The 17,195-nt window shown below is 70.0% G+C and carries 18 protein-coding genes; 7 read left to right on the forward strand and 11 right to left on the reverse strand.

Features of this window, described 5'->3' with window-relative positions; translation table 11 throughout:
- Positions 1 to 42 precede the first annotated feature (42 nt).
- Both K7B10_RS20795 and K7B10_RS20800 read right to left on the reverse strand, forming a co-directional pair.
- Positions 43 to 504, reverse strand: a complete 462-nt coding sequence (locus K7B10_RS20795; RefSeq protein WP_229337942.1) for a GNAT family N-acetyltransferase — start codon at positions 502 to 504, stop codon at positions 43 to 45.
- A gap of 29 nt (positions 505 to 533) precedes the next feature.
- A complete protein-coding gene (locus K7B10_RS20800; protein ID WP_229337944.1) occupies positions 534 to 1,427 on the reverse strand; it encodes a GNAT family N-acetyltransferase in 894 nt (297 codons plus the stop codon).
- A 156-nt stretch (positions 1,428 to 1,583) separates the two neighbouring features.
- On the opposite strand from K7B10_RS20800, the gene K7B10_RS20805 reads away from it, so the two are divergent.
- Complete coding sequence (locus tag K7B10_RS20805; protein ID WP_229337946.1) at positions 1,584 to 2,234, forward strand: HAD family hydrolase; 651 nt, start codon at positions 1,584 to 1,586, stop codon at positions 2,232 to 2,234.
- A 140-nt stretch (positions 2,235 to 2,374) separates the two neighbouring features.
- A complete protein-coding gene (locus K7B10_RS20810) occupies positions 2,375 to 3,559 on the forward strand; it encodes a globin domain-containing protein (protein ID WP_308284615.1) in 1,185 nt (394 codons plus the stop codon).
- Positions 3,560 to 3,628: 69 nt separating this feature from the next.
- Here the strand turns inward: K7B10_RS20810 and K7B10_RS20815 are convergent, their stop codons facing one another.
- The 5 genes from K7B10_RS20815 to K7B10_RS20835 form a co-directional block, all read right to left on the reverse strand.
- On the reverse strand, positions 3,629 to 4,108 hold the full coding sequence (locus K7B10_RS20815) for an NUDIX domain-containing protein (protein ID WP_030857770.1): 480 nt from the start codon (positions 4,106 to 4,108) through the stop codon (positions 3,629 to 3,631).
- 74 nt (positions 4,109 to 4,182) lie between these two features.
- Positions 4,183 to 5,088, reverse strand: a complete 906-nt coding sequence (locus tag K7B10_RS20820; protein ID WP_229337950.1) for a LysR family transcriptional regulator — start codon at positions 5,086 to 5,088, stop codon at positions 4,183 to 4,185.
- A gap of 175 nt (positions 5,089 to 5,263) precedes the next feature.
- Positions 5,264 to 6,418, reverse strand: coding sequence for a cystathionine gamma-lyase (locus tag K7B10_RS20825; protein ID WP_229337952.1), 1,155 nt, complete (start codon positions 6,416 to 6,418; stop codon positions 5,264 to 5,266).
- Positions 6,415 to 6,906: a low molecular weight protein-tyrosine-phosphatase gene (locus K7B10_RS20830; protein WP_229337954.1), complete on the reverse strand. Its 492-nt coding sequence runs from the start codon at positions 6,904 to 6,906 to the stop codon at positions 6,415 to 6,417. The genes K7B10_RS20825 and K7B10_RS20830 overlap by 4 nt, the downstream gene beginning before the upstream one ends.
- 10 nt (positions 6,907 to 6,916) lie before the next feature.
- Positions 6,917 to 7,297 (reverse strand): phage holin family protein, encoded by a 381-nt coding sequence (locus tag K7B10_RS20835; protein ID WP_229337956.1) that lies wholly within the window; start codon positions 7,295 to 7,297, stop codon positions 6,917 to 6,919.
- Positions 7,298 to 7,386: 89 nt separating this feature from the next.
- Here K7B10_RS20835 and K7B10_RS20840 point away from each other — a divergent pair, with 89 nt between their 5' ends.
- The 4 genes from K7B10_RS20840 (at position 7,387) to K7B10_RS20855 (ending at position 9,721) form a co-directional block, all read left to right on the forward strand.
- The gene (locus K7B10_RS20840; protein ID WP_030153240.1) at positions 7,387 to 7,704 is read left to right on the forward strand and encodes a cupin domain-containing protein; all 318 of its coding nucleotides are present in this window, start codon (positions 7,387 to 7,389) and stop codon (positions 7,702 to 7,704) included.
- Between the two features lie 198 nt (positions 7,705 to 7,902).
- Positions 7,903 to 8,130: a DUF5326 family protein gene (locus K7B10_RS20845; RefSeq protein WP_229337959.1), complete on the forward strand. Its 228-nt coding sequence runs from the start codon at positions 7,903 to 7,905 to the stop codon at positions 8,128 to 8,130.
- Between the two features lie 306 nt (positions 8,131 to 8,436).
- Entirely contained in the window at positions 8,437 to 9,174 is a 738-nt protein-coding gene (locus K7B10_RS20850) for an IclR family transcriptional regulator (RefSeq protein ID WP_229345256.1), read from the forward strand.
- A 97-nt stretch (positions 9,175 to 9,271) separates the two neighbouring features.
- Positions 9,272 to 9,721, forward strand: coding sequence for an SsgA family sporulation/cell division regulator (locus K7B10_RS20855; protein ID WP_030857783.1), 450 nt, complete (start codon positions 9,272 to 9,274; stop codon positions 9,719 to 9,721).
- A gap of 76 nt (positions 9,722 to 9,797) precedes the next feature.
- On the opposite strand, the gene K7B10_RS20860 is transcribed toward K7B10_RS20855, so the two are convergent.
- On the reverse strand, positions 9,798 to 11,243 hold the full coding sequence (locus K7B10_RS20860) for a YibE/F family protein (RefSeq protein ID WP_229337961.1): 1,446 nt from the start codon (positions 11,241 to 11,243) through the stop codon (positions 9,798 to 9,800).
- 179 nt (positions 11,244 to 11,422) lie between these two features.
- Between K7B10_RS20860 and thiC the strand changes: the two genes are divergently transcribed.
- Positions 11,423 to 13,210, forward strand: coding sequence for a phosphomethylpyrimidine synthase ThiC (thiC, locus tag K7B10_RS20865; RefSeq protein ID WP_229337963.1), 1,788 nt, complete (start codon positions 11,423 to 11,425; stop codon positions 13,208 to 13,210).
- A 118-nt stretch (positions 13,211 to 13,328) separates the two neighbouring features.
- Here the strand turns inward: thiC and K7B10_RS20870 are convergent, their stop codons facing one another.
- From K7B10_RS20870 to K7B10_RS20880, 3 genes are all read right to left on the reverse strand, one after another.
- Positions 13,329 to 14,165, reverse strand: coding sequence for a hypothetical protein (locus tag K7B10_RS20870; RefSeq protein WP_229337965.1), 837 nt, complete (start codon positions 14,163 to 14,165; stop codon positions 13,329 to 13,331).
- Positions 14,166 to 14,315: 150 nt separating this feature from the next.
- Positions 14,316 to 15,530 carry a metallophosphoesterase gene (locus K7B10_RS20875; RefSeq protein WP_229345258.1) on the reverse strand — a complete coding sequence of 405 codons (1,215 nt, stop codon included), beginning with the start codon at positions 15,528 to 15,530 and terminating at the stop codon, positions 14,316 to 14,318.
- Positions 15,531 to 15,746: 216 nt separating this feature from the next.
- Positions 15,747 to 16,862 (reverse strand): LacI family DNA-binding transcriptional regulator, encoded by a 1,116-nt coding sequence (locus tag K7B10_RS20880; protein WP_030857788.1) that lies wholly within the window; start codon positions 16,860 to 16,862, stop codon positions 15,747 to 15,749.
- Positions 16,863 to 17,195: the final 333 nt, after the last annotated feature.

The following is a 17,195-nucleotide window of genomic DNA, read 5'->3' on the forward strand; positions in this document are numbered from 1 at the left end:
AGGCCGGGCCGCAGACACCGGCCCGGCCTGCCGTGCGGGTGATCAGAGGGACAGCTTGAACCCGACGTGGGACGCGGTGAACCCGAGCCGCTCGTAGAAGCGGTGGGCATCGGTGCGGGTCATGTCCGAGGTGAGCTGCACGAGTCGGCAGTTCTCCCGGCGGGACTCCTCGATGGCCCATTGGATGAACCGTGTCCCCAGGCCGCTTCCGCGTTCGTCGGCGTGGACGCGGACCCCTTCGATGATCGAGCGCGTGGCTCCCTTGCGGGACAGCCCGGGGACGATGGTGAGCTGGAGGGTGCCCACGACGCGGCCCTCGCGGACCGCGACGACCACGTGCTGGTGGGGGTCATCGGCCAGGCGTCTGAACGCCGCGAGGTACGGAGTGAGGTCGTCCGGTGATTCGCGGGTGGCGCCGAGCGGGTCGTCCGCCAGCATGGCGACGATGGCGGACAGGTCCTCCTCGGTGGCGGGGCGGATCGCCGGTTCGTCGAGATGGGTCATGGAGAGGTTCCTTCCTCGGCCTGTCGCTCTCAGCCCGCCGCCACGGTGAGCGGGGCCCAGCGGCGGGTCCAGTCGCCGGGCAGCCCCGGGATGTCGCGGGTCATGACGGTGTTGAACGCCACGGAGTCGAGGCCGCGTTCCTTGAGCCAGGCGAGCAGTTCTTCGTGGCGTACGTCGATATCGGTGCGCAGCGGGCGGTCGGTGACGGCGGCGAGCGCCGTGATGAGGGCCCGGGCGCCGGCCGTGTCATGCGCGATCAGCGGACCGATCACATGGGTCTCCATGTTGGGCCAGATCGCGGCGTAGCCGACGAGCTCGCCCCGCCCGTCTTCGGCGACCAGCAGCCGGTCCGCGAAGGCGGGAAGACGCGTGATCATGTGCGTCCGGTCCGAGCCGAAGACCTCGGTGTCCAGGCGGACGATCCGCGGGATGTCCTCGCCGGTCGCCGGCCGGACCGCCACCGAGGCCGGCTCGGGCGCTTGGTCCGAGGGCTCGGTGCGGAAGGTGCCCCGGAGCATCTCCGCACGACCGGTGGTGTCGAAGCCGAGCTCTTCGTAGAGGGGGCGGCCGTAGGGGGTGGCGTGGAGGGTGAGCGGGATCCCCTTGAGTGCGTCGTCGCAGACGTACGTCATGAGGCGGCGGCCCAGGCCCTGGCGGGCATAGCGCTCGGCGACGAGGACCATCCCGATGGCGGCCAGCTCCGGGCCGGTGTGAGTGTGCCCGTACGAGGTGACGACGCAGGCTGCCGCGAGTCCTTGGCCATCGGGAGCATCGATGCCGTAGCCGTTGCCCGCCGCGAGAAGCAGCCCCCACTTGTGGTCCTCGCGCGGCCACCCGCGGTCTTCGGAGAGGTCGGCGCAGTGGCGGAGATCATCCACGGTCAGCGCACGGATCGGCAGGTCGGTGAGGTGTGGTGGTGTCACGGGCCCAGACTGGATCATCAGCCGGGGGGCGTCCAGAGGATTTGGGGTCGATGTTTCACGTGAAACATCGCGACCTCTCTCCCCGGGCTGTCGTGGCGAGGCGGCTCGGTGGGAGCGGGCGATGTTTCACGTGAAACATCGCTAGCCTCGTCTTCCATGACGCTCCTTCACCTCTTCGATCTCGACGGGACGCTGATGTACGGCTCGGCCGCGCCGGTCGAGATCTCCCGACAGCTGGGCTTGAGTGCGGAGATCGCCGAGCTGGAGCGCGCGTTCGGCGCGCAGGAGATGGGGCCGCACGAGTTCTCGGTGGCGGCGCACGCGATGTGGGCGGAGCTGACCCCCGCGCACGTCCGGGCGGCGTTCGACGGAGCCCCGTGGCTGACGGGGATTCGCGAGGTGTGGCAGGAGATCAGGGAGCGTGGGGACTACTGCGCGGTGGTCTCGTTGTCGCCGTCGTTCTTCGTGGAACTGCTGCTGGAGTGGGGCGCGCATGCCGCACACGGTTCGGTCTTCCCCGAGGTCCCCTTCACCCGGCCCGTGGATGCGGCCGGGATCCTGACGCCCGAGGGCAAGGTCACTGTGGCTGACCGGCTCTGCGCACAGTTCGGGGTGAGCCGGGCCGACTGTGTCGCGTACGCGGACTCGGCGACCGACGCGGTGCTCTTCGATGCGGTTTCGGTGTCCGTGGCGGTCAATGCGCGACCGTTCCTGGCGGGACGGGCGACACACGTCTACGAGGGTCGGGACCTGCGCGAGGCATATCAGCTGGTTGGGGCGGCACGCCCGGAAGTCCGAGCATCTTAAGAGGAAAGTGGGTTCGAAACGCGGACTTTCCAGGTTTTCCCGCGCGTGGTGGGGGCGGCTGGCAGTCTCTGAGGCCCGGAACCACGGATTCGTAGGCCGTGGCGTGCTTACCGACCGAGATGTTCGAAGCGAGGCACCGCATGGACGCTCCGCCCACCAGATCGGCCAGACGGACGGCCCGGATACCGTCCGGGGGCGGTGAGGTCGAGCCCTCCCCGGACGCGGTGCTCATCCGCCGGACCCTCGAAGAGGTCGCTCCCATCGCCGACAGGGTGACCTCGTATTTCTACGCCCTGGTGTTCACCGGGCACCCGGAGGTGCGGGGCATGTTCCCGGCCGCCATGGACGCACAGCGAGATCGGCTGCTGAAGGCACTGCTGACCGCCGCCGAGCACATCGACGACCCGGAGGTGCTCGTCCCGTACCTGCGCCGGCTGGGTGCCGGGCACCGGAAGTACGGGACGATGGCCGGGCACTATCCGGTGGTGGGCGAGGCCCTCATCGGCGCACTGTCCCGATACGCGCAGCAGACCTGGGGGCCGGAGACGCAGGCCGCGTGGGTGCGGGCCTACACCGTGATGTCGCAGACCATGATCGACGCGGCGGCGGAGGACGAGGTGCAGAGCCCCGCGTGGTGGCACGCGGAGGTGGTCTCGCACGATCTGCGCACCCCGGACATCGCGGTGCTCACCGTCCGCCCCGACCAGCCGTACCCCTTCCTCGCGGGCCAGTACACGAGCCTGGAGACTCCGTGGTGGCCCCGGGTGTGGCGGCACTACTCGTTCGCCTCGGCACCGCGCGCCGACGGGCTGCTGTCCTTCCACGTCAAGGCCGTTCCGGCGGGCTGGGTATCCAACGCGCTGGTTCGGCACGCCCGGCCCGGTGACGTGTTGCGGCTCGGGCCGCCGACCGGGTCGATGGTGGTGGACCACACCACCGACAACGGGATGCTGTGCCTGGGCGGCGGGACCGGCATCGCCCCGATCAAGGCGCTGATCGAGGACGTGGCGGAGCACGGCGAGCGCCGCCCGGTGGAGGTGTTCTTCGGGGCGCGCAGCGACGGCGGCCTGTACGACAAGGACACCCTGCTGGGGCTGCAGCGCTCGCACCCGTGGCTGTCGGTGCGCCCGGTGGTGGGCGAGGGCCTCGCCGGCCAACTTCCCCAGGCGGTCGGTGAACACGGGCCGTGGAGCTCGTACGACGCGTTCGTCTCGGGGCCGCCCGCGATGATCCGCAGCGGTGTGAGCGAGCTCAAGCGCATCGGGATTCCCGGCGACCGGATCCGCTTCGACGCGGTGGAGGAGCTGGTGGGCGCCGCGGGCTGAGCCCCGGGCCACCGGCCGGGGCCCGGGCCGAAGCAACCCGGGCCGAACAGACCGAGGACAGGGCCGGGATCAGCCCAGGTCGGGGGCGTGCATGGCGCGTACGCCTTCGATGTTGCCGTCGAGGTAGTGCCTCAGGGACAGCGGGACGAGATGGACGGCGGCGATGCCGACCCGGCTGAACGGCACGCGGACGATCTCGTATTCACCCGCGGGCTCGTCGATTTCGGGGCCGTGCCGCTGGCTGGGGTCCATGGATTCGAGGTGGCAGACGAAGAAGTGCTGCACCTTCACTCCGGTCACCCCTCCGTCGGCGATGTGCTCGACGGTGTCGACGAAGCAGGGCACGACATCGGTGATCTTCGCCCCGAGCTCCTCGTGGAGCTCTCGGTGGAGGGCGTCGACGACGGTGGCGTCCGAGGACTCCACTCCCCCGCCGGGGGTGAGCCAGTACGGATCGACGCCGGGCTTGGTGCGCTTGATGAGGATCAGGTCGTCACCGTCGAGCAGGATCGCGCGGGCGGTGCGTTTGACCACGGGACGTTCGGTCATGGGAGAAGAGTGGCCCAGACGACGGTGTCTGAAACGCGAGTCGGCGAAACGCGCCGCACACCGGAAGCGGAGGCTCACCAGTGGGCGGCGGCGCGCAGCAGCCGGTCGTGCGCACGGGCGAGGTGGGCGAGGGCGAGGCTGCCCGTCCGTACGGCGAGGAACCAGGTGCGCAGCGGCGGTACGGGTGGCTCCAGCAGGGCGACGATCTGCCCGTGGTCGAGGGCGTCCTGGCACAGATACCGAGGCAGGACGGCCAGCCCGGCGCCGGCCCGGACGCACTCCAGTACGGCACGCAGGTCGGGGGCGACGACGGTGGCGGCATCGGGCCGGGTGCCTGGCCGGGTCTCGAAGACTGCGGCCCAGTAGCGGGCGACGAGCGGCAGCGTCTCGTGGACCTCGACGAGCGGAATGCCGTCGAGGGCGGCGGGGCCGGACTCGCGCAGCCGGTCCGGATCGACGAGCGCCGCCCAGTAGGGCGCGGCGACCAGGACGTGCTCCTCGTCGCACAGGGCGGTCGCGCTGAAGAGTCCGCCGCGTGGGCGGGCGGTGGTGACGACGAGGTCGTGGTGGCCGGCGGCGAGCCCGTCGAGGGCCTCCTCGGCTGCTGGCTGGAGGACGGTGCGCAGGGTGTGGCCCTGTCCGACGAGCGGAGCCAGGGCGGGCAGGACGCGCATGCACAGGAACTCGGGCGGACCGGCGAGGTGCAGCGTGCGTAACGCGCCGGCGGCTTCGCGTTCCGCCTCGGTTATCCGCAGCAGGGCGTCGAGGTGGGGGGCGGCCTTGTGGGCGAGTTCGTCGCCCACGGCGGTGGGGGTGACCCCGCGGGCACGGCGGTGGAACAGCGGTCGGCCCAGCTGGCGTTCGAGGGTGCGGATCTGTGAGGTGACGGCGGGCTGCGACAGCCCGAGGAGCGCGGCGGCCCGGGTGAACGAGCCCGCCCGGTGGACGGCGACGAAGGTGCGCAACAGGGCCAGGTCCATGAAGGCCCCTCTCGGTGGGGACCTTCAACTATAAATATGCCGATAGGCCCCTGTCGTTACCGTGATTGGACTCTGACGTTGAGTCAACTAGCCTTGTGCGCGTGGTTCTTCGCGCAGAACCCGGGGCGGTCCGAGCCACTAGGGGGGAGGCTCGGACCGCTCTCGTTCCTGATGCTCAGACGCCCGTGCCCGCCGCGTCGAGGGCTCGCAGCACGTCCGTGACCAGGTCATCGGTGTCCTCGGCCCCGGCTGACAGGCGGATGAACCCCTCCGGTACCGGGTCGCCGCCCCACCGTCCGCGCCGCTCCGCGGTGGACCGAACGCCGCCGAAGCTGGTGGCGTCCTCGACCAGGTGCAGGGCGGCCATGAACCGTTCGGCGTGTGCCCGGTCCGGCAGGGTGAAGGAGACCACGGAGCCGAAGCCCCGCATCTGCCGGGCGGCCGTCTTGTGCGACGGGTCCGCGGGCAGGCCGGGGTAGCGCAGCCCGGTGACGTCCCCGTGGTCGGCCAGCGCCTCGGCGACGGCCAGCGCGTTGGTCCACTGGCGCTGGGCGCGCAGCTGGATGGTGGCCAGGGAGCGATGGGCCAGCCAGGCCTCCATCGGCCCCGGGATCGCACCGACGATCTTGCGCCAGCGCCGGACGGTGGCGGCGAGCTCCGGGTCGCGGCAGACGACATAGCCGAGCAGCAGGTCGCCGTGGCCGGTGAGGCCCTTGGTTCCGCTGGCGACGGAGAAGTCCGCGCCGAGTTCCAGGGGCCGCTGGCCGAGTGGGGTGGCCAGGGTGTTGTCGACGGCGACCAGGGTGCCGCCCGCGTGGGCGGCATCCACCAGGCGCCGGATGTCGCACACGTCGAGCCCGGGGTTGGAGGGAGTCTCGATCCACAGCAGCCTTGCGCCTCCGAGGACGGCGAGCTGCGCGTCATCGCCGGTCGGGGCGGTGCGGACGTGGATCCCGTACGCCTCCAGCTGCTCGCGAACCAGCGGCAGGGCCTGGTAGCCGTCGTCGGGCAGGACGACGGTGTCGCCGGTGCCGGCCTGGGAGAGCAGGACGGCGGAGACCGCTGCCATGCCGGAGGCGAAGACGATGGTGTCGACGTCCTGGCCGGGCGCTTCGAGCTCCCCGATGGCCCGCTCCAGCAGGGTCCAGGTGGGGTTGGTGTCCCGGCCGTACGTGTACGGGCCCGAAACGTCGCCCGGGAGGTGGAAATGGGCGGCGAAGACGGGTCCGGGCAGGGGCGGTTCGTTCTTGGCCGGCTCGGGCAGCCCGGCGCGTACGGCCCGGGTGCCGTCGCCGATCGCGGCCGCCGGCTCGTCGGCGTGGTCGTTCATGCGGTCTGCTCCTTCACTGCCTCGCTTACGGCGTCCAGCAGACCCGCGCTCGCCGCCTCGACGAGCTCCAGGCACTGCTCGAACCCGTCGAGGGAGCCGTAGTAGGGATCCGGTACGTCGGCCTCCGCAGCCGTCGCGGCCGGGTCGTAGGAACGCAGCAGCCGCACCTTGGCGGCGTCCTCGGGAGTGGGTGCGAGCGCCCGCAGGTCCCGCAGGTGCCCGGCGTCGAGCGCGATGACGAGGTCGAGGCCGGCGAACCACGAGGCGCGGAACTGCCGGGCCCTGTGGCTCTGCTCGTATCCGGCGGCCTCCAGGACGGTGACGGTGCGCGGATCGGCACCGTCCCCCTCGTGCCAGCCGCCGGTGCCGGCACTGTCCACCTCGACCAGGGCGTCGAGCCCCGCCTCGATGACGCGGGCGCGGAAGACGGACTCGGCCATGGGGGAGCGGCAGATGTTGCCCGTGCAGACGAAGCACACGCGGTACATGGCGTTCGTCTCAGTCGTTGTCGGGCAGGGCCATGTTCACGGCCCAGGAGACGACGGAGATGATCAGGCCGCCGATCAACGCGGTCCAGAAGTTGTCGACATGGAAGCTGAGGTCCAGCTGCTCGGCTAGCCAAGAGGTCAGAAGCAGCATCAGGGCGTTCACCACGAGGGTGAACAGCCCGAGGGTGAGGACGAACAGGGGCAGCGAGAAGAACTTCACCACGGGCTTGACGATCAAGTTGACCAGGCCGAAGACCAGAGCGACCAGGATCAGGGTGAGGGTCCGGCGGCCCAGGGAGCTGTGGTCGTCGAGCGTGATGCCGGCCAGCAGCCAGATGGCGACGGCCAGGGCCGCCGCGTTCGCGAGCGTCTTGACTACGAAATTTGTCATGTGTCTGATCGTGGCAGAGAAGATCCCGGTGGGACATCAGCAGATCAGCGGATGCCAGGGAACGCGAGAGAGCAAGGGGCACAACGACGATGAAGGCCTTCCGGCTGGACGAGCTCGAGGCGGAGCGGCTCGCGAACGACGGCGCCTATCTGCAGTTCCTGCGCGAGAGGAACATGTCGGTCGGGCTGTACGCCCTCGACGCCGGCCAGAGCGACCCGCAACAGCCGCACCGCCAGGACGAGGTGTACTTCGTGGTGAGCGGCAGGGCCTCGATCACGGTCGGGGAGGAGACGACGACGGTGGCACGCGGCAGCGTCGTCTACGTGCCCGCCGGGGTGGTGCACAAGTTCCACCACATCACCGAGGACCTGCGGGTATTGGTGGTGTTCTCCCCGCCGGAGGCCTAGGGCCCGTCCGGCGGATCAGGGTCGGGTAGGCCCGAGCGCGGCAGGCCTTGGCCCAGGGTCGGACCCCTGATCCCCCTAGGGGGCGGATCAGGGGAGTCCGGGGGCTCGCGGAGCCCCGGACGGTTGTGCGGCCTCCTAGCATCGAGAGCAGGAAGTCACGGCTCAGGAGCTCAAGGGGCTCAGGAAGAGGTTGAGGACATGGACGGCATCCGAGAGACATTCGCAGGCATGCCCTGGTGGGTTAAGTGGGTCGCGATCCCGCTTCTGGTGCTCTTCGTCTTCGGTGGTGTCATCACGAGCATCCTTGGTGCCCTGATCTCGTTCGTCTTCAAGCTGCTGCTCTTCGTCGCCCTCGTCGGCGGCCTGGTCTTCATCGTGAAGAAGTTCACCGGCAGCGGTTCGAAGTCCTCCTCCCGCGACTGGTAGGTCCCGGAGCCCAGGCCCCTGGGCCCCGGGTCAATCCCGGGGAGTAACCCGGGCGGGGGAACGTGAGGTGGCAAACCGCCCACACTGCGGGAATCGGCAGATAGAGTGGCAATCTGTGCCGTTCCCTGGGCATCGGACGCCGACGGTGCTGCACTGACCTGCGGTTTTATCCAGTGCCGACTGAGTGCGACCCCCAGGATCTACGGTGCGTGCGGGGGCGGCCCCCGCAGGGCGGGCCCTCCCCAGGCCCGCCGCCACGCCTGGGGGTGAGCTTTGTCTTCGGTTCACAATGCGGGTGTGCCGACGCTGATCGGTTCGGTGCAGCGCGCGTTGAGGCTGCTCGAAGCAGTGGGTTCCCACAGCGAGGGGGCCCCGGCGAAACAACTGGCGCGCGAAGCCGGGCTCCCGCTCCCCACCGCGTACCACCTCCTGCGCACCCTCACGCACGAGGGCTATCTGCGGCGTGAGGGCGGAGTGTTCGTGCTCGGCGCCGCCGCCGGGCGGCTGGCGGGCGGCGGGCTCCAGCAGAAACGTCGCGGCATGATCCTCGACTCCCTCGCGCACTTCCGCGACGCGGTCGGGGCCCCCGTCTACTTCGCGGTGTTCCGCGAGGGTGAGATCGAGCTCGTGGGAGTTTCGGACACCCCGGCCAGCCCCGCCGTCGAGGAGTGGGCCGATTTCCGCGCGACCGGCCATGCGCACGCCATCGGTCAGTGCCTGCTGGCCCAGCTCGACGAGAAGACGCGCAGGGACTACTACGAGCGGCACCCCGTCGAGGCCGTCACCCGGTACACCGTCCGGGACCAGAGCGCCCTCGAACACCGCATCGGTGCCCTCGGACGGATGGAGCCGGTTACGGAGCGTCAGGAGTACGCGCTGGGCACTGTCTGTGCGGCCATCCCCATCACCGCGGGCGATACCGCCGCAACAATGGCGATTTCTCTCCCTTTGCACCACGAGGAACGATTGCTGTATGTGGTCGATCGACTACGGAGTGAAGTAGGCGCGCTGTTGAGCACCCTCTCGTTCTCTATCAGTATCTGAAAACTCACTCCTTGTGATCTGCATGAGCTTCCACCACCCTTGTCAAGAGGGCCCTGGGGGTTCATTCCTGGCCACTTCCACTACAGCGGGGTAGTCCATGCGCGAGTCGGTACAGGCAGAGGTCATGATGAGCTTCCTCGTTTCCGAGGAGCTCTCCTTCCGGATCCCGGTGGAACTCCGGTACGACACCCGTGACCCCTATGCAGTGCGCCTGACGTTCCACCTGCCCGGAGACGCCCCCGTGACCTGGGCGTTCGGCCGGGAACTGCTCCTCGACGGCATCAACAAGCCCTGCGGCGACGGCGATGTGCACATCGCCCCCACCGATCCGGAGGAATTGTCCGACGTCCACATCCGGCTCCAGGTCGGCTGCGACCGGGCCCTGTTCCGCGCCGGCGCGGCGCCGCTCGTCGCCTTCCTCGACCGTACCGACCGGCTTGTTCCGCTCGGTCAGGAGCGCAACCTCGGCAACTTCGAGGAAGACCTCGACGAGGCACTGGACCGGATCCTGGCCGAGCCACAGCAGAACGAGCAGAACGCGGGCTGAGCAGCCCGACCGGCAGAACCGATCAAGCTGACCGCGCGAGCCGAGTCACCCCGGGCCCCCGAGCCACCCGGGTCGCTCAGCGCTTGCGCCGCCGCCCCCGGCCGCCGCGGACCGGCCCCGAAGCCGCCGCTCCGGCCGGGGATCCCGGCCGGTCGGCGGAGACCACGAGTGCGGCGAGCGCGGTGGTCACCGGGACCGAGGCCACCAGGCCGATCGACCCGACGAGGGTCCGTACGATCTCTTCCGCGACCAGCTCGCTGTTGGCCACCGAGCCCATGCTGCTGTTCGCGATCGAGAACAGCAGCAGCAGCGGAAGCGCCGCGCCCGCGTAGGCCAGCACCAGCGTGTTGACCACCGAGGCGATGTGGTCGCGGCCGATCCGGATGGCCGCGCGGTACAAGGCACGGGATCCCATCGACGAATCGGCCTGGTGGAGTTCCCAGACCGCCGATGTCTGGGTGACCGTCACATCGTCGAGCACACCGAGCGATCCGATGATCACGCCCGCGAGCAGCAGACCGCTCATGTCGATGTCCGGGTAGAGCCCGTGGATCAGCCCCGTGTTGTCGTCGGTGTTGCCGCTGAGGAACGCCCAGTCGACGAACACCGAGCCGAGCAGCCCGATCAGCAGCAGCGAGACGAGCGTGCCCAGGACGGCGACGGATGTGCGGGCGCTCAGGCCGTGGCACATGTAGAGCGCGATGAGCATGATCGCGCTGGCCCCGACGACCGCGACGACCAGCGGGTTCGAGCCCTGCAGGATCGCCGGGAGGATGAAGAGGGTCAGCACGCCGAAGCTGACGACCAGCGCGATCAGCGCGAACAGGCCTCGCATCCGCCCGACGACGACCACGGCCACCGCGAAGATGCCGGCCAGCACTGCCAGGGGAAGCTTGCGGTTCACGTCGACCACGGAGTACTGGAGGTCCCGGGGCGCGTCCGGCGCGTACGCGACGACCACCTCCTGGCCCTCCTCCAACTGCCGCGGCGCTCCCGGCTGCACGATCTCGACGAACGTGCGGCCCTTGTCCGGCCCGGTGCCGACCTCGACGGTGGCCTTCTTGCAGTCACCGGTCTGCTGGGCCCGGGCCTCACGGCCCTCCGGAGTGGAGACGCTTCCCGTGGTCGGCACCTGCGAGGCGTTCACCGATTTGCAGTCGACTTGTTCGAGCGCGACGACCGTGCCCTGCTGGGTCTGCCGGTCGAATCCGACCCCGGAGCGCTCGTGGGCGGGGGCGCCGCCCGGCCAGAGCACCACCATGCCGACGAAGACGGCGACGGCGAAGGGGATCAGGACCGCGGCGATGACCTTGCGCAGGTGCTTCGAGACGGGAGCCGCGGGTCCGTGGCTGTGGGAATGACCGTGGGAGTGACCCTGGGGTGGCGGGCCCTGGTCCTGCCCGTGATCATGCCCGTGGCCCACGTGTGCGTGGTCGGAGTGACCTGGGGGCTCGGTGGGCGCGGAGGGAGGCTGCGGCGAGGACGTCACCGGCAGATCATCGCAAGAGTTGAGGGGGCCCACTGTTCAGCACGCCACAAATGACGCTAGCGTGGGGGCACCTTTGCACAACGCGGGAGCTCGGAGCACCGGGCTGAGAGGGCGCTGATCACCGTACGCGCAGCACATATGCGTACGGGAAGAGGCTGCGTCGACCGCCGAACCTGTTACCGGGTAATGCCGGCGTAGGGAGATCAGGTCTCATGACCATTCAGGACGCACGCACGCCTGCCGTCAGCCAGGACGCCGACGGCCAGACCGAGCGCCAGCCCGGCTGGCACAAGGGATACCTGGCGGGCTCCCGGCCCGACCTCCGGGTGCCGGTCCGCCAGGTCCACCTCACCAACGGCAAGGACGTGACGCTCTACGACACGTCCGGGCCGTACACCGACCCGCAGATCGAGACCGACGTACGGCGCGGCCTGCCCCCGCTGCGCGAGAACTGGATCATCAGCCGCGGCGACACCGAGGAGTACGCGGGCCGGCCCGTGCGCCCCGAGGACGACGGCATCAAGCACACCTCGCCGCGCGGTGGCCTCAAGAACCTCGACGCGGTCTTCCCGGGCCGCCCGCGTCAGCCCCGCCGAGGCCGTGGCGGCGCCGCCGTCACACAGCTCGCGTACGCCCGCCGCGGTGAGATCACCCCGGAGATGGAGTACGTCGCGATCCGCGAGAACGTCTCCCCCGAGGTCGTCCGCGAGGAGATCGCCGCAGGTCGCGCGGTGCTTCCCGCGAACGTGAACCACCCGGAGATCGAGCCGATGATCATCGGCAAGCGGTTCCTGGTGAAGGTCAACGCCAACATCGGCAACTCCGCCGTCACCTCCTCCATCGAGGAGGAGGTCGACAAGATGACCTGGGCCACCAAGTGGGGCGCCGACACGGTCATGGACCTCTCGACCGGCCGCAACATCCACACCACCCGCGAGTGGGTGCTGCGCAACTCCCCGGTCCCGATCGGCACCGTGCCGCTGTACCAGGCGCTGGAGAAGGTCGACGGCCGCGCCGAGGACCTGACCTGGGAGATCTACAAGGACACGGTCATCGAGCAGGCCGAGCAGGGCGTGGACTACATGACGGTCCATGCCGGCGTACTGCTGCCGTACGTGCCGCTGACCGCCCGCCGCAAGACCGGCATCGTCTCCCGCGGCGGCTCGATCATGGCCGCCTGGTGCCTCGCGCACCACAAGGAGAACTTCCTCTACACGAACTTCGAGGAGCTCTGCGAGATCCTCGCGACGTACGACGTCACGTACTCGCTGGGCGACGGCCTGCGTCCCGGTTCCATCGCCGACGCCAATGACGCCGCGCAGTTCGCGGAGCTGAAGACGCTGGGCGAGCTGAACACGATCGCCAAGCGGCACAACGTGCAGACCATGATCGAGGGTCCGGGCCACGTCCCGATGCACAAGATCAAGGAGAACATCGACCTCCAGCAGGAGATCTGCGAGGAGGCGCCGTTCTACACGCTCGGCCCGCTGACCACGGACGTCGCCCCGGCGTACGACCACATCACCTCGGGCATCGGCGCCGCGATGATCGCTTGGTGGGGCACCGCGATGCTCTGCTACGTCACGCCGAAGGAGCACCTGGGCCTGCCCAACCGTGACGACGTGAAGACCGGCGTCATCACGTACAAGATCGCTGCGCACGCGGCGGATCTCGCCAAGGGCCACCCGGGCGCCCAGGAGTGGGACGACGCGCTTTCGGACGCGCGCTTCGAGTTCCGCTGGGAGGACCAGTTCAACCTGGCCCTCGACCCGGATACGGCCCGCGAGTTCCACGACGAGACGCTCCCGGCCGAGCCGGCGAAGACCGCGCACTTCTGCTCCATGTGCGGTCCGAAGTTCTGCTCGATGAAGATCTCGCAGGACATCCGCCGTGAGCACGGCGGGGACCTGAAGGCCGATGAGATCGAGGCGGGCATGGCGGAGAAGTCCGCCGAGTTCGCGGCGAGCGGGAACCGGGTGTACCTCCCGCTGGCGGACTGACCGCCCAAGGCGGCCGGCGCTGCTCTGGGGAGGTTGAGGGGGCTTCCCAGGGCAGCGTTCCGGCCGTGGCGCGATGTTTCACGTGAAACAGGACGGCAGGCCTGCCACGGCCGCGGCGTTACTGCGCGCCGCCGTCCGGGCCGGTGAAGTCCGGGCTTGTGAAGTCCGGAGGGGTGTAGCCGGGGCGGGGACCTTGCGAAGGGGACCCCGGACTGGTGAAGTCGGGCCGGCTGTAACCCAGGTTGGGGATGCGCCCGGCCTTCGGCGTGTGCGGGGCCGGGTACGCCGCCCCCGCCGGTGCCGCGCTCGGGTCGGCCAGCGCGTCCCGCAGGAACGGCAGGATGCCCCGCTCCAGCAGGGCCTGCCGCCAGGCCTCGCGGGCCCGCGCGACGTCGTCGGGTATCGCGTCGGCCTCGTCCCGGGCCACCACCTCGGTCGCCCGGTTGCGAACGGCCGTCACGAGCAGCCCGATCACCGCGAACGCCAGCGACACCACGGTCAGCGCGCCGAACAGCCATCCCGCCGTCAGCATCGTTTCCGCGAAGGCCGGTTCGGGTTCGACCGCCTTCAGGATGTAGCCCACCAGCAGGAATATCACCATCGCGGTGCCCGCCAGGACCGGCGCGAGCACCGCGACGACAGCGCTGACGCCCGCGCCGTCCTCGCCTTCGCCCTGCAGTCCGCCAGCCTGCTCCCCGGCCGAACCGGGGGCGGACAGGGCCTCGTCGCGCCGCTCCCCGCGGAGTTTCACGTAGTGGTCGTACTCGGCCGCAGCTGCGGCCGTCAGCAGCGCACTGGCCCCGATGGCCATCGTGCGCAGTTGTTCGGCGTTCAGGCGCTCACCGAGGGCGGCGAGCTCGGGCCGTTCGTGCGCGGTGCGCAGCGCCTCGTCGAGGAGCCGATCGAACTCGGGTCGGTCTTCGGTCAGCAGGTGCGGAGCGCTGTTCATGTGCATCCCCCGATGCTCCGTGGGGACCGGTTTGCCCGCGTAGACCCGGGCGCCGGCACAAACGGAGGAGAGCCTGCTACGGATAGGGCGATGGTAGAGCGCCCATGCCACGCCGTGACAGGGGCTTTCCCGAAATTACCCCCCTTCTGATAACCGTCAGTCGTTCAGGGGGAGTTGCACGACCAGCAGTTTGCCCGCCATCGTGACCCCGCCGTCCATCGCGATGGCGAGCCCCTCCGCATACACGTGCGGGCCGTTCACGGCTTCCGGTCCGCGCGTTTCGTCGCCGTCCTCGGTACCCACCTCGCCCAGCAGGTACGGGATGGGGCTGTGCCCGTGGACTACGCGGCCGCCGCCGTAGGTGTCGAGGAGTTCGCGTACGGCCTGGGGGCCGGTCTCCTCATCGCGGAACGCGAACCGCTTGGTGAACTTGCGGAACAGGTCCCAGGTGATGTCGGCGTCGTTGCGGTTGAGCAGCTCGTGGATGGTGTCGTTGACGTCCTCGACGGAGTCGCCGTAGTCGAGGTACGCGGTGGTGTCGGAGTGCAGCAGCAGGTGCCCGTCCTCCAGCACGGCCGCGTCCAGCCGCTGCATCCACTGGAGGTGTACGTCCTCCAGGCGCTCCATGTCGGTGCGCTGGCCGCCGTTGAGGAGCCAGGCGGCCTGGAAGGTGGCGGTGCCGGCGCCCGAGGCGACGGGGGTGTCGCCGAACCGCTTGGCGCCGATGAGCAGCAGCTCGTGGTTGCCCATCAGGGCCTTGCAGTAGCCGCCGGCGGCGGCGGCCTCGGCGGACAGTCGCATGACGAGGTCGATGACGCCGATGCCGTCGGGGCCGCGGTCGGTGAAGTCGCCGAGGAACCAGAGGCGGGCGTTGCCGGCCGACCAGCGGCGGTCGGCGTCGATGAGGCCCTGGGCCTGGAGTTCGTGGACGAGCTCGTCCAGATAGCCGTGGACGTCGCCGACGACGTACAGCGGTCCGGGGCCCGCGGCCGGGGCCTCCTGGGGAACGTACTGGACCTGGACGGTGTCGCCCGGTCCTCCACGGCCGATGATCGGCAGATCCCGGTGGGTGGGGGTGTAGCCCTCGTCGAACTCGTCCCCGTCGACCGGAGCCGGACCGTCCGCGGCCGGATCGCCCATGGGCGGCTGTGGGGGCGCGGAAGGCTGAGGCGGCACGGAGGGCTGCGGGGGCACCGGCGCGCCCTCCCCGTAGTACGCGGGGTACTCGCCGTACACCGGAGCCTCTTCGGGAAGCGCGCCGGGCACGCCGTACGGGACGGGCTCGGTGACCGGAACTCGGAAGTCCCGCAGCGTCTCCGTCCGCATCGCGGGTCCCTGACCGGCCCCCTGAGTCATCGACCCCTCCACCACCGTCGCGCTGCCGTACACCTGCGGACCCTCCTGGCCTCCTGAGCGGAGGGTCCGTGATGTCGTGCGCCCATCATAGGAATGCGGCTCGCGCTCTGTGACGCACCAGGGGTGGTGAATCCTGGGCGGAACCAATAGTTCCTGCCGCTTTCTCCCGAAATGGGTGTTGCGGAAATCCCCGGCGGGGCCGTCGGCCCCGCCGGTATCGCGCCGAGGCGGTCAGTCCTTGGCCGGTGAACGGGGCGGGCTGACGGTCGTACGGGGCTGCCTGCGCTGTGAGGAAGTGCGGACGATCAGTTCGGTCGGGACCACCTGCTCGACCGGGCGGCCGGTGTCGACCCCCTCGATGGCGTCGATCAGCAGCTGCACGACGGCGGTGCCGATGCGCCGCGGTTTGAGGGAGAGGGTGGTGATGGGCGGTTCGGTGTTGGCGTACACGGTGGACTCGCTGCAGCACACGAGCAGCAGGTCCTCGGGGACGCGCAGGCCGTAGCGCCGGGCGGCGGCCAGCAGATCGGTCCCGTTGGGGTCGAAGAGCCCGTAGACGGCGTCGGGCCGGTCGGGCCGAGCGAGCAGCCGGTCCGCGGCGACGGCGCCCGCGCACGGGTCGTGGGCGGGGTAGGACTCGTAGACGGGGTCCTGGCCGACGCGCTCGCACCAGCTGAGGTAGGCGGTGGTGGAGAGCCGGGTGTAGGTGTCCGTGGTGGTGCCCGTCAGCAGCCCGATCCGGCGGGCGCCGGCGGCGGCGAGGTGGTCGAGCAGGTTGAGTACGGCGGCTTCGTGGTCGTTGTCGACCCAGGCGGTGACGGGGAGGGAGCCGGCCGGGCGGCCGTCGGATACGACGGGGAGCCCTTGGCGGACCAGTTCGCTGACGACGGGATCGTGGTCGGAGGGGTCGATGACGACGGTGCCGTCGAGGGCCACGTTGGACCACACGTCGTGTCGGGAGGTGGCGGGGAGGATGACGAGGGCGTAGCCGCGGGCGAGCGCGGCGGAGGTGGCGGCCCTGGCCATCTCGGCGAAGTACGCGAATTCGGTGAAGGTGAAAGGTTCATCCCCGTACGTGGTCACGGTCAGGCCGATGAGGCCCGACTTGCCGGTACGGAGGGTGCGGGCCGCGGCGGAAGGGCGGTAGCCCAGCCGGTCGGCGACCTCGCGAACGTGGCGGCGGGTGGCGTCCGGCAGCCGCCCCTTGCCATTGAGGGCGTCGGAGACGGTCGTGATCGAGACGCCCGCCGCGGCGGCCACGTCCCTGATGCCGGCCCGGCCCTGTCGGCCGGCGGCCCGCCGGGTGGTCTCGGTCCGGCTCACCTGATGCTTCCCTGCTGCTGTCATGGCGAGCCGATAGTAGGGCTCGGCGGGGTGGGTGGTCCGGGTGCATATGCACGGGTTGACAGGCACGATTCTGCATGGTTAGCCACCCCCAATGACCTTGGAAACGAAGGAATTTGAGTGCGGAGAGTGAGTGGGGCGTTTGTCGTCGGGTACGGGCATGCCAAAGAGGTGCGGTCTCGGGACGGTCTCAACTCACCTGTACGAGGGATGCGCGCCACGGCGTGGGCCACCGGCGTGCGCATATATGCGTGCGCTCCCCCGCAATCCTGGCGCCGCCCATTTTCGAGAGGGCGGAATCCTCATAAGGTGAGCAGTATTGAGTCGACGGCGACG

This window comes from Streptomyces flavotricini (genome assembly GCF_020639365.1).
Taxonomy (GTDB): domain Bacteria; phylum Actinomycetota; class Actinomycetes; order Streptomycetales; family Streptomycetaceae; genus Streptomyces; species Streptomyces flavotricini.